At 59.8% G+C, this 14881-nt stretch carries 14 protein-coding genes; 4 read left to right on the forward strand and 10 right to left on the reverse strand.

Annotated elements, in window-relative coordinates:
- Positions 1-37 precede the first annotated feature (37 nt).
- The 6 genes from pepN to TU86_RS14490 all read right to left on the reverse strand — a co-directional run bounded on the left by pepN (position 38) and on the right by TU86_RS14490 (position 6658).
- Positions 38-2695: an aminopeptidase N gene (gene pepN / locus TU86_RS14465; RefSeq protein ID WP_048364993.1), complete on the reverse strand. Its 2658-nt coding sequence runs from the start codon at positions 2693-2695 to the stop codon at positions 38-40.
- Positions 2696-2707: 12 nt separating this feature from the next.
- Positions 2708-3538, reverse strand: a complete 831-nt coding sequence (locus TU86_RS14470; protein ID WP_048364994.1) for a DUF2797 domain-containing protein — start codon at positions 3536-3538, stop codon at positions 2708-2710.
- Positions 3535-3795 (reverse strand): YeaC family protein, encoded by a 261-nt coding sequence (locus TU86_RS14475; protein ID WP_048365111.1) that lies wholly within the window; start codon positions 3793-3795, stop codon positions 3535-3537. Before TU86_RS14475 ends, TU86_RS14470 begins: the two co-directional genes overlap by 4 nt.
- A 126-nt stretch (positions 3796-3921) precedes the next feature.
- Positions 3922-4800 carry a rhomboid family intramembrane serine protease gene (locus TU86_RS14480; RefSeq protein WP_048364995.1) on the reverse strand — a complete coding sequence of 293 codons (879 nt, stop codon included), beginning with the start codon at positions 4798-4800 and terminating at the stop codon, positions 3922-3924.
- Positions 4797-5768 carry a metallophosphoesterase gene (locus tag TU86_RS14485; protein ID WP_048364996.1) on the reverse strand — a complete coding sequence of 324 codons (972 nt, stop codon included), beginning with the start codon at positions 5766-5768 and terminating at the stop codon, positions 4797-4799. The genes TU86_RS14480 and TU86_RS14485 overlap by 4 nt, the downstream gene beginning before the upstream one ends.
- Positions 5768-6658, reverse strand: a complete 891-nt coding sequence (locus tag TU86_RS14490) for an NAD(+) kinase (protein WP_048364997.1) — start codon at positions 6656-6658, stop codon at positions 5768-5770. The genes TU86_RS14485 and TU86_RS14490 overlap by 1 nt, the downstream gene beginning before the upstream one ends.
- A 101-nt stretch (positions 6659-6759) precedes the next feature.
- On the opposite strand from TU86_RS14490, the gene TU86_RS14495 reads away from it, so the two are divergent.
- Positions 6760-7743, forward strand: a complete 984-nt coding sequence (locus tag TU86_RS14495) for a DUF1853 family protein (protein ID WP_048364998.1) — start codon at positions 6760-6762, stop codon at positions 7741-7743.
- Positions 7744-7798: 55 nt separating this feature from the next.
- On the forward strand, positions 7799-8347 hold the full coding sequence (locus TU86_RS14500; RefSeq protein ID WP_048364999.1) for a cytochrome b: 549 nt from the start codon (positions 7799-7801) through the stop codon (positions 8345-8347).
- Here the strand turns inward: TU86_RS14500 and TU86_RS14505 are convergent.
- Positions 8344-9264, reverse strand: coding sequence for a 1-aminocyclopropane-1-carboxylate deaminase/D-cysteine desulfhydrase (locus TU86_RS14505; RefSeq protein ID WP_048365000.1), 921 nt, complete (start codon positions 9262-9264; stop codon positions 8344-8346). The two genes, TU86_RS14500 and TU86_RS14505, sit on opposite strands and share 4 nt — an antisense overlap.
- A gap of 47 nt (positions 9265-9311) precedes the next feature.
- Positions 9312-11348 carry an NADPH-dependent 2,4-dienoyl-CoA reductase gene (locus TU86_RS14510; protein WP_048365001.1) on the reverse strand — a complete coding sequence of 679 codons (2037 nt, stop codon included), beginning with the start codon at positions 11346-11348 and terminating at the stop codon, positions 9312-9314.
- Positions 11349-11560: 212 nt separating this feature from the next.
- Here TU86_RS14510 and TU86_RS14515 point away from each other — a divergent pair, with 212 nt between their 5' ends.
- Both TU86_RS14515 and TU86_RS14520 read left to right on the forward strand, forming a co-directional pair.
- Complete coding sequence (locus TU86_RS14515; protein WP_048365002.1) at positions 11561-12691, forward strand: carbon-nitrogen hydrolase family protein; 1131 nt, start codon at positions 11561-11563, stop codon at positions 12689-12691.
- Between the two features lie 3 nt (positions 12692-12694).
- On the forward strand, positions 12695-13735 hold the full coding sequence (locus tag TU86_RS14520; RefSeq protein WP_048365003.1) for an AraC family transcriptional regulator: 1041 nt from the start codon (positions 12695-12697) through the stop codon (positions 13733-13735).
- Between the two features lie 16 nt (positions 13736-13751).
- Here TU86_RS14520 and TU86_RS23505 read toward each other — a convergent pair whose 3' ends face one another.
- Positions 13752-13880: a hypothetical protein gene (locus TU86_RS23505; RefSeq protein ID WP_275296435.1), complete on the reverse strand. Its 129-nt coding sequence runs from the start codon at positions 13878-13880 to the stop codon at positions 13752-13754.
- A gap of 92 nt (positions 13881-13972) precedes the next feature.
- Positions 13973-14872, reverse strand: coding sequence for a DUF2242 domain-containing protein (locus TU86_RS14525; RefSeq protein ID WP_048365004.1), 900 nt, complete (start codon positions 14870-14872; stop codon positions 13973-13975).
- Positions 14873-14881: the final 9 nt, after the last annotated feature.

A 14881-nucleotide genomic window follows, 5' to 3' on the forward strand; every position in this document is an offset into this window, starting at 1 on the left:
CGATCACTCGGTAAGCGCCTTTGTTTACCCCTGTGGTTTACGCCAGGCTTTTGCTCACCACCTCAAACACATCGCTGGACAGCTCACCCGAATGACGGATGCGCTCCAGTTCAGCCTTCATCAGCGCCTGACGGGCGCTGTCGTATTTGCGCCAGCGCGTCAACGGCGCCAACTGGCGCGAAGCGATCTGTGGGTTTAAGCCGTTGAGCTGGATGACTATATCCGCAAGGAAGCGGTAGCCCGAACCGTCCGCCGCATGGAAGTTGATCAGGTTTTGGCCAGCGAACGCACCCATCAACGCGCGTACCTTGTTCGGGTTCTTGATGTTGAAGGCCGGGTGTTCCATCAACTCGCGTACCCGCTGCAAGCCGCCAGGCAAAGTGCTACCCGCCTGCACGCTGAACCACTGATCCATGACCAACGGATTGTCCTTGAAGTGCTCGGCAAAACTGGCCAGTGCCTGGGCTTTTTCAGCCTCGAACGGCGAATTGACCAACACCGCCAGCGCTGTCAGGCGCTCAGTCATGTTGTCGCTGTGCTCGAATTGCTCAAGGGCTGCTGCCAACACTTCGGGTTTGCCTGTGAGCATCAGGTACGACAACGCGATGTTTTGCAGCGCACGGCGCGCAAAGTGCGAAGCTTGGGGCACATACGGCGTGGTTTTGGACACTTCACGGTTGGCCTGATAACGCGCCCACAAGGCATCGTAAAGGCTGTCAGCGAGCTGTTTGCGAGCGAATTCGCGGGCGGCATGAATCGCCTCCACATCCGCAACGTCACTGATTTCAGTCAGGTAGGCTTCACCCGGCAGCGACAACATTTCTGCCACCATCGCCTGATCCAGTTGCTCATTGCCCAGCACACTGCGCAGGGCTTGAACCAGGCGTTGATCCATGACCAGCGCCTCGCCGCGCTGATGCTGCCCGATCAAGTCCTGCAACACCTGCACCGCTAACTGCTGACCTGCTTCCCAACGGTTGAAGCCATCGCTGTCGTGTTGCATGAGGAACATCAATTGGTCACGGCTGTACGCAAAGTGCAGTTTGACCGGGGCCGAGAAACCACGCAGCAACGACGGCAGCGGCTGTTCAGTGAGACCGGTAAAAGTGAACGTCTGCTGGCTTTCAGTCACCGACAACACTCGGCTGGTGCCCGCAGGCGACGATTCATCCGCCAATTGCAGTGGCAGTTCTTTGCCCCTGGCGTCCAGCAGGCCCAGTGCCACCGGGATCACAAACGGCAGTTTTTCAGTCTGCCCCGGTGTGGCCGGGCAGCTTTGGGTGAACGTCAGGCTGTAGGTCTGGCTCGCGCCATCGTAGTGCTCGCTGACGCTCAGGCGCGGCGTCCCGGCCTGGCTGTACCAGCGCTTGAACTGGGTCAAGTCCACGCCGTTGGCGTCTTCCATGGCACTGATGAAATCGTCGCAGGTCACGGCCTGGCCGTCGTGGCGATCAAAGTACACGTCGCTGCCTTTGCGGAAACCTTCGGCACCGAGCAAGGTGTAAAGCATGCCCACCACTTCCGAGCCTTTCTCGTACACCGTCAGGGTGTAGAAGTTGGAGATTTCGATGAAGCTGTCCGGGCGTACCGCGTGAGCCATCGGGCCTGCGTCTTCAGCAAACTGATGAGTGCGCAGGTAGGCCACGTCCTGGATACGCTTGACCGTCGCCGAGTTCATGTCTGCCGAGAAACCTGCATCGCGAAACACGGTGAAGCCTTCCTTGAGCGACAACTGGAACCAGTCGCGGCAAGTCACGCGGTTGCCCGACCAGTTGTGGAAGTATTCATGCGCAACGATGGCTTCAACGCGCTGGTGGGCGGCGTCGGTCGCGGTCTCGGCACGCGCCAGCACGGCGCTGGAGTTGAAGATGTTAAGGCCCTTGTTCTCCATCGCGCCCATGTTGAAGTCGTTGACGGCCACGATCATGAAGATGTCCAGATCGTATTCACGGCCGTAGGTTTCTTCGTCCCAACGCATGGACTTTTTCAGGCTGTTCATGGCGTGCTGGCACTTGTCGATGTTTTCAGGTTCGACATAAATACGCAGCGCCACCTCGCGCTGGCTCATCGTGGTGAAGGTGTCTTCGACACACCACAGATCACCGGCCACCAGCGCAAACAGGTAAGCCGGTTTTTTGAACGGGTCTTCCCACGTCGCCCAGTGCCGACCTTCGTCCTGCGGGCCGCTGCCCACCGGGTTGCCGTTGGACAGCAGGATCGGGTAGCGATTTTTATCGCCGATCACCGTGGTGGTGAACGTGCTCATCACGTCAGGGCGGTCGAGGTAGTAGGTGATCTTGCGAAAGCCTTCAGCCTCGCACTGGGTGCAAAACATGCCGCCGGACTTGTACAGGCCCTCAAGCGCGGTGTTGGATTCAGGGTGGATCTTGACGCTGGTGTCCAGCACAAACTGTTCGGTTTGCGGGTGCAGGGTCAAGTGGCTGTCCGTGAGCTGATAGTGCTGCGCCGTCAGCTCCAGGTCATTGAGCTTGACCGACAGCAACTCCAACTGCTGGCCATCGAGCGCCAATGGCGGCAAGCCTGCACCCCGTGCCGGGTTGCGACGCATCACCAGCTGCGCATGAACCAGCGTGTGGTCCTCGAACAATTCAAAGGTCAGGTGCGTTTCGTCGATCAGATACTCGGGCGCCTGATAGTCCTTGAGGTAAATCATTTTCGGTTGTTCGGTGCGCATGCTGGAGTCCTTTTACTGATGCACGGCCAGCTCGTAGGCCGTGTATTTGCGAATGTTGATAACGCCGGTGTCAAAGATCAGGTACTGGCCCTTGATCCCCATCAGCGTGCCTTCGACGATCGGATCTTTGTCCAGATTGAAGCTGACGATCTTGCTCGGGTATTGCTCGACCGGGTAACGGATCTCGATGGGCGCAACGTCATGCAAAGGTTGGACCGCTTGCAGGCCAAAACGCTCCTGCAACTGTTGCAAGCCTTCGGCACAGCTCTCAAACAATTGCTCACGCACTGCAACGAGGTCCACCGGCGCGGCGTCGCCTTTGAGCAGTGCACGCCAGTTGGTGCGGTCCCCCACTTGTGAGCGAAACAGGTCTTCGACAAACCCCGATTGCTGTCGCGTGGCCACGCGCACAATCGGTATTGCCTGGCTGGCCCCCTGATCGAGCCAGCGCGTGGGCAACTGCGTGGCGCGGGTGATGCCGACTTTGATCCCTGACGAGTTGGCCAGGTACACCACGTGATCGGTCATGCAGAACTGCTCGCCCCACGACGGATCACGGCACGTGCCTGCGGCGTAGTGGCAACGCTCCGGGCTCATGATGCACACATCGCATTGGGCCAGTTTGGTCATGCAGGGGTAGCAATAACCTTGGCTGAAGCTTTTTTTGGTTTTGCGCCCGCAGTGGGTGCAGTTGATCGCCCCCAAAAACTCCAGGCGCAGTTTAGTGCCGATCAACGGGTTGACCGGCACCTCGGTGTCACCCAAACGAAACGCATATTGAACAGTCGGCGATTCAAGGCGTGCCGACATTTTGCTGATTGCACCACGACCAATTTCAATCAATGGATGGCATCCGATTTGAACAGGATGTTAGGCACCGAGATGGACTTGGAGCTGCACTCCTGCGGGCCCATGTAACCGGTGCGCTGGTCTTCCGGCAGGTTGTGCAGTTCCCAGGCAATCATGGCCTGCAACGACAGCTCGCGCTGTTCGGCGGTCAGCTTGTTACCGTCCGCCCATTTGCCGATTTCCACGGCCAGTTTCAGGCTCTGGTAGATCTCGGGGGTAATGTTTTGGATCATTTCGTTGAAAGAGGACATGGTTCTTTTTTCCACTAAACAGTAATTAATCGCGTCGTCGCTGCCGCAGTCTGCGATAAGGGCCGAAAAACCTTCGCTCATTTCAGGAAGGCTCGCCACGTATACATTGCAGCCTTGGGCATCGACTTACAGGGCATGAGTCTGCTTTCTGCGGGCCCACAGGCCGCCGAGCAAGCCGGTGAGGCAACCGATCAACAGCCCGCCCACGTGGGCGGCGTTGGCAATCTGTCCAAAACCGATCAGTGACACCAGGCCGGACAAGCACACGGCCAGCCACACCAACATCATCACCAAAACCCCGCGAGGCAGGCGATACAGCGGGTTTGGCGCCATCAACTGGTAAATCCACACATGCCCCAACAGGCCGTACAGCACGCCGGACAAGCCGCCAAACAGGCTCGGGCCGCCAAACAGGTACTGGGCAAAGTTGGACACCAGGCTGAACAACAGGCTCAACCCAATGAGATTGATGCTGCCCTGACGCATTTCAATGCGTCGCCCCAATTCCCAGTACCACAGGCCGTTCATGGCGATGTGCAAGAAACCGAAGTGAATCAGCATCGGGGTGAACAATCTCCACCATTGCCCGGCGGCCAGGCTATCCGACAAAGGTGTGAACTGGATGTACTGCCCGCGAATGCTGAAGTCGAGAAATGTCAGCCCGCTGAGGGTCGAGAGGTTTTCACCCAGTTGCGTCACCACCGCGACGATGATGCACAACAGCAAAATCGTGGCAGTGGCCGGACTGTCGCGCAGTTGCTGGACAAAGCCGGGGCGCGCCATCGCTGGCGGGCGCTCAACAACCGGTAATTGATGCTCGGGATCACCCTGAGGGAAACGCTGATACAGGCTGCGCACATCGTCAGCGATGCCGTCAGGCGCCCACACCACTTGCTCGCCCGCCTCTTCACTGACGCGATGCGGCACTTGCAAGCGCTTGAGCAAGCTGACAAAGCCACTTAAATCAGTCGACAGCGGCAAACGTAATACAGCAACAGCACTCATTGAATAGCCTCCGGGCGCTCAACATCCACCCATACAAATTTGTGCGGATCGAGACGTGTTTCCTGATCCAGACGATAGGCCACCAACTTGCCGTACAACACGGCACTGTAATCCAGGCAGGCCAGGTTTGGCCGGATCGGTGCAGGCTTGCCACTGCGCCAGTAGTGACCGACAAACAACATTGGCTCTTCAATGCCGTAGCGCAGCAAGGCGCCTTTTTCAGTAGGCGATAGGGGCTTTTGTGCCACGCCTGCGGGCAGTGCATCCGGCTGAAACACAATATCGCCGTAGGTCTTGGGGTCGTCTTCCCAGAATTTGGTGCGAAAAAACGCTCGCGTCAGACCGTCGCCACCGGTCAACGTCATGCCGTTCGGCAAGCGCATGTCGGTGCCGCGCAGCAGGCGATTGAAGCTCATAGTGGCAAAGCTTTCAGGCTGCGCCGCCGCTTGCAGGAACGGTTCGTCGATGCAGCCATCGGGGTATTGCGCGCGCAGGGTGGCAATCACATCCGCATCCCAGCAGGCATGCACCACCCGAAAGCGACCGGCATCGACAAACAGCGGCATGTCGTAAAACCACTGCACAAAGTCGCGCCACTCGCCGGGGTACTGGGCAAATTGCTCCAAGGTTTCGTGGATCAGCCGGGTGTGGCGCGGGGTGTGCTCACGCACATACTGCTTGCCACTGCCCGCAGGCGCCGGTGTGCACCAACCCAGCGCGTTGAACTCATGGTTACCCATCAGGCACAGCGCGTGCTGCGCCACAACCATGTCGCGCACGATATGCAGCGCCTCGCGGATCCGCGGACCGCGGTCGATGATGTCACCCAGAAACACCGCCATGCGTTGCGAGTGTTGCCACACACCGCCACGTTTGCGATAGCCCAGACGCTCCAACAGATGCTCAAGGGTATGAGCACAGCCATGCACGTCACCGATCAGATCGTAACTGCGCGCGGGATCGAGCATCAGTCGCTCCTACCGCCCAGTCGGCTACCCCAACCGAGCTTGGTCCGACACACTTCATAGTAGTTGTGGTCCAACGGGTGAATCAGGCGCAGCTTTTGCGCTTTTTTGCTGACGGTGATGGTGTCGCCGGGCGCGCAGGTGAAATGGTTCTGACCGTCGCACGACACTTGTGGGTAGATCTGCATGTCCTTGGCCACCACGATTTTCAGCTCGCTGTTGCCATCCACCACAATCGGCCGGCTGCTGAGGGTGTGCGGGTACATGGGCACAATGACGATGGCATCCAGCTTGGGGTGCATGATCGGGCCGCCGGCCGACATGGCGTAGGCCGTGGAGCCCGTCGGCGTGGCCACGATCAGGCCGTCGGCTTTCTGGCTGCACACGAACTGACCGTCGATGTGCAATTCGAATTCAATCATGCGCGTGGATTTACCGGGGTGCAGCACCACGTCGTTCAGCGCGTCGCCCTGGCCAATGGCTTCGCCGTGACGGCGCACTTCGGCTTGCAACAGAAAGCGGTTTTCAACCAGGTAATGGCCGTCGAGCACCTCGGCCACTTTGACTTCGAGTTCATCCGGACGAATGTCGGTCAAAAACCCCAGGCTGCCCCGGTTGATGCCCAGCACCGGGACATTGTGCCGCGCCAGTGCGCGAGCGGCGCCCAGCAAGCTGCCATCGCCGCCGACCACAATCACCATGTCGCACACTTCACCGAGCATTTTGCGCGACGAGGTTTGCAAGCCATGACCGGGCAACACTTCGGCAATGGTGTCTTCGAGGATCACGTGCATGTGCCGCTCGAGCAGGAATTTTTTCAGTCGGCGAACCGTGTCGAGCACTTGCGAACTGCCCAAACGACCAATGATGCCGATATTACGAAATTGCTCCATGAGGCTCCTGCGGGATACGTGACGGGCGAAAACGACGATTATGGGCGAAAGCACACGATAGACAAAACCCTTTCAGCCCTTCAGCACGCTATGCTCGCAGCATGATCCTCTTCCCCGACTTGCTCAACCTGCCCCGCCAGCTACGTCACCCCCAGGTGCGGGATTTGGCGTGGGTGATCCTCGCGCCCCCTATGCTCAGCCAAACCCCGTGGCCACAACGTCACCCGCTGGCTGGCAGCGACTGGGTACAGGCCCCGGATGCGCTCGAGCACTGGCTGCGGGCACTGGATCAGCACAGCCAACCCCTGGAGGACTGGCTCGCGCAGGCCACCACGCGCAGGCTAGGCCGTTACTACGAGCGACTGTGGCAGTTTGCTATCCAGCGCGCACCCGGTGTGGCGTTGATTGCAGCCAACTTGCCCATTCGCGTGGGTGGCCACACGCTGGGCGAACTGGACATGCTGTTGCGTGATCGCGACGGCGTGCATCACCTCGAACTGGCGATCAAGCTCTATCTGGGGCCGCAACAGGGCGACGGCCGCGACCCCGCGCAATGGCTTGGCCCCGGCAGCAATGACCGACTGGACCGCAAACTCAACCACTTCGCCCAGCATCAGTTGCCGATGTCCAGCCGGGCGCAAAGCCGCGAGATTCTGGCCGGGCTGGATATCCAACAGTTCAGCGCGCACCTGTGGCTGGGCGGCTACCTCCTGTACCCGTGGCCCGGCCATGCGCTGCCGCCGGCGGGCGCTCACCCTCAACACTTGCGCGGGCGGTGGCTGCATCAGCGCGACTGGCCTGCGTTTGTCCGTCAGAGCGCCCAAGGCTGCTGGCAGCCGCTGCCACGCCATGCGTGGCTGGCGCCCGCCCACTACGGCCCGCAAGACTGCTGGAGTGCATCCCAGCTCAAGGGCTGGCTGAGCCAATTACATCCCCAGGCACCCGCGCAATTATTGGTGCGCCTGACTCAAAATAACGACGGTGACTGGGAGGAAGCCGAGCGTTTGTTTCTGGTGTCCGACGTGTGGCCAAACCTGCCGGGGAACAGCGAATCCATGCAATCGTGTGCAACCGTATTAAAGTGAACGCACTGCGTCAGAAAAGAACGCAGGCTTAAGACCTGAACCGTGAGGAAACACCATGTCCTGGAAAAGCTCGACTGACCGTTACAGTCGTATGTCCATCGCCCTGCACTGGCTGATGGTGCTGTTATTTGTATTGATCTACGCCGCCATTGAGTTTCGCGGGATCTTCCCCAAAGACAGCGACGGCCGCACGCTGATGAAAGATGCACATTTCATGCTCGGTTTAACCGTGTTTGCGCTGGTTTGGCTGCGCCTGCTGGCACGCACCCTTGGCGTGGCGCCCACCATCACGCCAACACCGCCCGCCTGGCAAACCGCACTCGCGACCCTCATGCACTGGGCGTTGTATGTGTTCATGATCGCCATGCCGGTCATGGGGTTTCTGGTGCTGAGCTACAACGACAAGTCGATATTTTTCTACGGCTTTGACCTGCCGCCGTTAACCCTCAAAGACATCGACACTGCCAAACAGATCAAGGGCTGGCACGAACTGGGCGGCACCCTTGGTTACTGGCTGATCGGTCTGCATGCACTGGCCGGCCTGGCGCATCACTACGTGATCAAAGACAACACCTTGCTGCGCATGCTGCCCAAGCGCAGCTAAACCGTTGAGGCAAATCCCCGGCGGCCCTGCAAGCCGCCGGTGTGCACAAATACCACTCGCCGACCGCGTGCAATATGCCCCGTTTGCACCGCCTCTTTGAGCGCCAACAAGGCCTTGGCGGTGTACAGCGGCTCCAGCGGCAACCCGCTCGACTGTTCGCTGGCGCGCATAAATTCAAGCAACTGATCATCGACCTTGGCAAACCCGCCACGGCAGGCCTCGATCAACTGATAGGGCCGCGAGGCCAGCCCGGCCTGTTGCAAGATGGCCTGCACATTAGGTGCCACCCCATGATCCTGCGGCACCGCCAGCGCGCCATACACCTCGCGCGGGTCTGCAAGCACCAAGCCTGCCAGCGTAGTCCCGGTGCCCGCCGCCAACCACCACGCGTCATAATCCGCCCAGCCGACAGCACCCAGTTGCTCGCGCACCTGCGTCACCAGCGGCGCGCACCCTAAAGCGCCCGCCAGCCCACCTCCGCCTTCGGGCACGGCGTGTAACTGCGGATACATCTCGTGCCAGGGCAGCCAGAAACCCGGCTCATGCCGGGCGCGATACCCGGCAAACCCCAGCCAATGCAGATGCATGCCAAAGTCTTGCAGGTCGCGGGTGGTCGGTGTTGCTTGAGGGTGCCCGCGCAGCAGGCCCACGGTGGTAAAGCCGAAGCGTTTACCCGCCGCGGCCAGCGCATGCAAATGATTGGAGTGTGCCCCGCCGAGGCTGATCAGGCCCTGCGCGCCAGCGGCCTGAGCGGCCCTTAAGTGATGATGCAGCTTGAACCATTTGTTACCACTGATCAGCGGGTCAATCAGGTCCAGGCGCAGCACCGCCACCTCTACCCCGGCGTTTGTCAGCCAGTCAACGTGCAAGCGCTGCAAAGGCGCATAAGGCTGCCAGTCAATCAAAGGCACGGTCACGGCAGACTCCGCTCAAAAATGAGCGGAGTTTAGCGCACCTCAATCGCTTATAGCTCGGCCGCCAGCCGCGACCCCTGATTGATCGCACGCTTGGCGTCCAACTCAGCGGCAACATCGGCGCCACCGATCAAATGCACGCGCTGCCCGGCGGCTTCCAGACCTTGTTGCAATTCACGCAGCGGGTCCTGGCCTGCGCAGATCACGATGTTGTCGACCGCCAGCAGTTGCGGCTCGCCCTCGCCGATGCGGATGTGCAGACCTTGATCGTCAATGCTCAGGTATTCGACGCTGTTGAGCATCTGCACGTGTTTGTTTTTCAAGCCGGTGCGGTGAATCCAGCCGGTGGTTTTACCTAAACCTTCACCCACTTTGGTTTTTTTGCGCTGCAACAGGAACACCTGACGCGCGGGCGATTCAACCTCAGGCTGGATACCTGCCACCCCGCCACGGGCTTCAAGCCGGGTGTCAATGCCCCACTCCTTCCAGAACGCGTCGCGGTCCTGACTGGTGGATGCGCCCTTGTGCACCAAAAACTCCGACACATCAAAACCGATACCGCCCGCGCCAATCACAGCCACCTTGGCGCCCACCGGCTTGCGTTGCAGGATCACATCCAGATAACTCAGCACTTTGGGGTGATCGATACCCGGGATCGCCGGGGTGCGCGGTGCAATGCCGGTGGCCAGAATGATTTCGTCGAAGTGGCCCGCCAGCAGGTGCTCAACGTCCACGCGGGTATTGAGACATACCTCGACCCCGGTGGTTTGCAGCTTGCGCTTGAAGTAACGCAGGGTCTCGAAGAATTCCTCTTTGCCCGGTACACGTTTGGCCACGTTGAACTGGCCGCCAATTTCACTGCCCGAATCAAACAACGTGACCTGATGCCCCCGTTCGGCCGCCACAGTGGCCGCCGAGAGGCCCGCTGGACCGGCACCGACCACGGCAATTTTTTTCACGTCGATGGTCGGCAAGTAGTTGAGTTCGGTTTCATGACAGGCGCGCGGGTTGACCAGGCAACTGGTGAGTTTGCCGCCAAAGGTGTGATCCAGGCACGCCTGATTACAGCCAATACAGGTGTTGATTTCATCGCTGCGCCCGGCAGCGGCCTTGTTGACGAATTCAGGGTCAGCCAAAAACGGCCGCGCCATCGACACCATGTCGGCATCGCCCTCAGCCAGAATCTGCTCGGCGATCTCAGGGGTGTTGATGCGGTTGGTGGTAATCAGCGGCACGCTGACCGAGCCGCGCAACTTGGCGGTGACTTTGCTGAATGCGCCACGCGGAACTTTGGTGGCAATGGTCGGAATACGCGCTTCATGCCAGCCAATACCGGTGTTAATCAGGGTTGCACCAGCCTGCTCGACCGCTTGGGCCAGTTGCACAATTTCATCCCAGACGCTGCCGCCCTCCACCAGATCAAGCATCGACAGGCGATAAATGATGATGAAGTTCGCACCCACCGCTTCACGCACGCGGCGCACGATCTCGACCGGCAGGCGCATGCGATTTTCATAGCTGCCGCCCCAACGGTCAGTGCGATGGTTGGTGTGAGCCGCCAGGAACTGGTTAATGAAGTAGCCTTCAGAGCCCATGATCTCGACGCCATCATAGCCAGCGCTTTGCGCCAGTTTGGCGCAGGTCACGAAATCGCTGATTTGCTTCTCGATACCCGCCTCGTCCAGTTCTTTGGGCTTGAACGGGTTAATCGGTGCCTGAATCGCACTCGGCGCCACTTGGCGAGGGCTGTAGGCATAACGCCCGGCGTGAAGGATCTGCAAACAGATTTTGCCCCCCGCTGCGTGCACCGCTTGCGTCACCACCACATGCTTCTCGGCTTCTTCAGCGGTACTGAGTTTGGCTGCACCGCTGTACACACCGCCTTCGTCGTTGGGCGCGATGCCACCTGTGACCATCAATCCCACGCCGCCTTGGGCGCGCTCGGCAAAGTAGACGGCCATGCGCTCGAAACCGCCGGGTTTTTCTTCAAGGCCGGTGTGCATCGAGCCCATCAAACTGCGGTTGCGCAGCGTGGTAAAACCCAGGTCCAGCGGGGCCATCAAATGCGGGTAGTGAGTGGCAGTCATCAGGTTGCTCCACAACAGGCTAATTCACGGAACGCGGGATGCTCTGCGGCTCCCGTCGTTGAAGGTAAGGCACAGTAATGGCATGCCCGACCCCGCTCAATGACCCAAAGTGACAAATTATTAACCCAATTGCGCAGCGCCCCTTGGCAAGTGTGCATACGCCACCTACCCTAGACGCCGAATCCTGCAAATGGCTGCCTGCTCTATTTCCCATGCGTACTTTAATTGGCTGCACCCTACTGATTGCTCTTGCCGCCGCGGGTGGCGGTTATGCGTACTGGACCGAGCAACGAGAGGTCGGCCACTACCTGTCTGACCTGCGGGTTGAACTGGCGATCAACGATGGCGTCGATAGCGGACGTGGCAACTTGTTAGGCATCGAAGCCCAACTGTCGCCGCGTGACTATCAAAGCCTGGCGCTGCTGCACCTCAAGCTGGCCGCCTATATGAGCAAAGCGCGTGATGCCGGTTTGCTCAACGACAAAACCATCGTCGTATTGCCCGAGCACATTGGCACCTGGCTAATGTTTCGCGGTGAAAAAAACGAACTGTACCAAGCCCGCGATTTGAACGAAGCCATGCACTGGCTGGCCATCAGCAACCCGTTGACGTTTACCCGTGCGTGGCTGGGCGCCGTCGGTGAAAGCCGTCTCAACGATGCGCATTTGCGCATGAAAGCCGCGAGCATGGCCGCTGATTACCAAACCTTGTTTGGCGGGCTGGCCAAGGAGTTCGGCGTGACGCTGGTGGCCGGGAGCATTGCGCTGCCCGACCCGCGCATCGAAAACGGCACGCTGCGGGCAGGCACGGGGCCGCTGTACAACAGCAGTGTGGTGTTTGACCGCAATGGCGCCGCGCAGGGCAAACCGCAGCGGCAATTGCTGCCCACCTATGAAGAACAAACCTACATCCAGCCCAGCCCCGACCACCAGCTGAATGTGATTGACACCCCGGCCGGGCGCCTGGGCATTTTGCTCGGCAGCGACAGCTGGTACCCCGAAAACTATCGCTCACTCAACGAGCAGCAGGCGCAGTTCATCGCGGTGCCTGCGTTTATCACGGGTAAAGACACCTGGCAAAAACCGTGGGGCGGCTATAAGAGCGTTTCGACACCCAGCGAAATCAGCCTCAAGCCCGGTGAAGTCAGCGAGGGCGCAGCCTGGCACCGTTTAACGCTCATCAGCAGCGTGCCCACCAGCACCGCCGAAGCCGGAATCACGGTGTTCTCACAAGGCAAGTTCTGGAACAAGCACAGTGGCGGGCAAAGCTTTATCAGCCGTAACGGTTTGACCAGCCATGACATGCCGGTGACCAGCGCACGCCTGCTCAATCTCTGGTTGTAAACCATGAAACCGTTGCCGATGCGCCTGGGGGACTTATCGGTCGGCTTCGTGCAGCAACTGGCCGATGCGGTTCGCAGTTATGGCCACGACCCGCAGCCCTTGCTCAACCAGTACGGGCTGGATGCCGCCCGCTTGAGCCAGCCGCTGGCGCGGTTGTCGATCCCGCGCTACATGCGCCTGGGGCATGCCGCCATTGCGCTGACCCAGCAACCGGCGCTGGGTTTGCGCATGGGCCAACTGAGCCGCCTGAGCCAGGCCGGGCTGGCCGGGGTGACAGCCGCCCAAGCGCCCACGGTGCGTGAAGCGGCACGCACATTGATTCGTTTCGAAGCGCTGTATGGCTCCAATTACCGCGGTCAGTCGAGCCTGCACGAAGATGCCCGGGGCGCCTGGCTGCGCTTTTATTCCATCAGCCCGTATAACGCCTATAACCGCTTTGTCGTGGACTCGATCATTTCCGGCTGGCTGCACCAGTTATCGTCGGTGGCGGGCACGACGCTGATCAGTGAACACATCGACATCGAGTTCAGTGAGCCCGATTACGCCGAGCAATACCGCCACCTCAGCCATCACCCGCTGCACTTTCGCGCCGACACCAATCAGTTGCGCTTGAACCATGACGCGCTGGACCTGCGCAATGCGCAGCATTGCCCCAGCACCTGGTCTTGTTTGCTGCTGATGTGTGAACGCGAACTGGAGCAACTGACCCGCACCCGCAGCCTGCGCGAACGCATCACTCAACTGCTGGGACCGTTGCTCAACGGCGGCCGTGAACCCGACCTGGAAGAAGTGGCTGCGCGCCTCAAGCTGCCGACCTGGACCCTGCGGCGCAAGCTCACCGAAGAAGGCACGCAGTTTCGCGCCATTCTCAACGACACGCGCCGCGACCTCGCCATGACCTACATCCGCGATACAGAGTTGGCGTTTGGTGAAATTGCGTATTTGTTGGGATTTGCCTCAGCCGAGGCGTTTCAACGCGCCTTCAAACGCTGGAACGCCGAAACCCCGGGAGAGTTTCGACGTCGCCAGCGCCAGTCGGCTTGACAGGGCAACGCTGCGATCACAACTCGGTGGCGTCGTCAGCGGGGTCCTGCGGGTCCAGTTCAGATGCCTGATATTCAAGCAGCTCTTCCTGATAGTCATCCATGTCGGCATCCTTGGGTGTCTGTGGTCGTGTTCGAGCCAGCATAAGGTGCCCGCATGAAGGAAAAATGACACCTTCGCGGGCAGACCCGGCGCTCAGCATTAAACGTAGCAGAACGTTTCGGATTTACCGCGCCTTTATTGCATCGGCATCGCTTCAAGGGTTGCGGGTGCCGTCACGGGCACAGGCGCTTGAGCCGGTTGGGACGTTTCAGGTGCCGGGGCATCAGGCGCCTGCGGTGCAGCAGGCACTGGCACTTGAGGTGTTACAGGCACCTCAATCGGGGTAATGGGTGCCGCTTCAGCTGGCGGCACCACCGGCTGTGAGCCGACCGGCTCGGCCACCAGCGGCTCAGCCAGCGGTGTTGCGGGCACAACCACAACCGGGGCGATAACGGCCGGCGCCACCGGTGCAAGCGCGCCCGGGACGTCATCCACCTTGGCAGGCACCGGGTCAGGCACCCCCAGGTCAGCCTTGGGTGTCTCTTCGATGTGCGCAGCGTGTTTCACATCTTTGGGCAAATACACTTCGACCAAGGAGAAGAAGCGATCATAAAACTGCGCCGACGACACGGTTTCGCTGGCGACTTTGACCATCGAGTCATCGGTCGAGCCAATCGGCATCGACACCGATCCCAACACGCCCACCCCCAGGCTGGCCGAATTATTCACCTTCTTCAGCGCATAGCGGTCCTGCAAGGCGTTGGCAAACATGGTGGAGTGATGGCTGGCTGCGCCGTCATCGGCACAGACCACGCTAAAGCTGATTTCCAGATGGCTTTCACCGGTTTGTTGAAAGCTTTTGTGGCCACTGATCATTTTTGGGTCGCGACTGCCGATGATGTAGCCCTGACTGAGCAAGGCACGGCGCGCCGCTTCGCACGCGGCTTTGTCGGCCACCGGGTAGTTGCGCGAGAACGTGCCGGAGTCATCGAAATTTTCATGCTCGTAAATCGCGGTTTTCTGCGTCGAGCAACCTGCGAGGCTTGTCAGCACAAAGGCGGCAAAAGCAGTACGCAGGGGGAATGACTTGAACATTGAACATCC

Source organism: Pseudomonas weihenstephanensis (assembly GCF_001043055.1).
GTDB classification, from domain to species: Bacteria; Pseudomonadota; Gammaproteobacteria; order Pseudomonadales; family Pseudomonadaceae; genus Aquipseudomonas; species Aquipseudomonas weihenstephanensis.

Coding starts and splice junctions, on each gene's coding strand:
- TU86_RS14480 (WP_048364995.1), bottom strand. CDS start 4,800: ATGAGTGCTGTTGCTGTATTACGTTTGCCGCTGTCGACTGATTTAAGT.
- TU86_RS14510 (WP_048365001.1), bottom strand. CDS start 11,348: ATGACTGCCACTCACTACCCGCATTTGATGGCCCCGCTGGACCTGGGT.
- TU86_RS14520 (WP_048365003.1), top strand. CDS start 12,695: ATGAAACCGTTGCCGATGCGCCTGGGGGACTTATCGGTCGGCTTCGTG.
- TU86_RS23505 (WP_275296435.1), bottom strand. CDS start 13,880: ATGCTGGCTCGAACACGACCACAGACACCCAAGGATGCCGACATGGAT.
- TU86_RS14490 (WP_048364997.1), bottom strand. CDS start 6,658: ATGGAGCAATTTCGTAATATCGGCATCATTGGTCGTTTGGGCAGTTCG.
- TU86_RS14525 (WP_048365004.1), bottom strand. CDS start 14,872: ATGTTCAAGTCATTCCCCCTGCGTACTGCTTTTGCCGCCTTTGTGCTG.
- TU86_RS14500 (WP_048364999.1), top strand. CDS start 7,799: ATGTCCTGGAAAAGCTCGACTGACCGTTACAGTCGTATGTCCATCGCC.
- TU86_RS14475 (WP_048365111.1), bottom strand. CDS start 3,795: ATGTCCTCTTTCAACGAAATGATCCAAAACATTACCCCCGAGATCTAC.
- TU86_RS14485 (WP_048364996.1), bottom strand. CDS start 5,768: ATGCTCGATCCCGCGCGCAGTTACGATCTGATCGGTGACGTGCATGGC.
- TU86_RS14495 (WP_048364998.1), top strand. CDS start 6,760: ATGATCCTCTTCCCCGACTTGCTCAACCTGCCCCGCCAGCTACGTCAC.
- pepN (WP_048364993.1), bottom strand. CDS start 2,695: ATGCGCACCGAACAACCGAAAATGATTTACCTCAAGGACTATCAGGCG.
- TU86_RS14515 (WP_048365002.1), top strand. CDS start 11,561: ATGCGTACTTTAATTGGCTGCACCCTACTGATTGCTCTTGCCGCCGCG.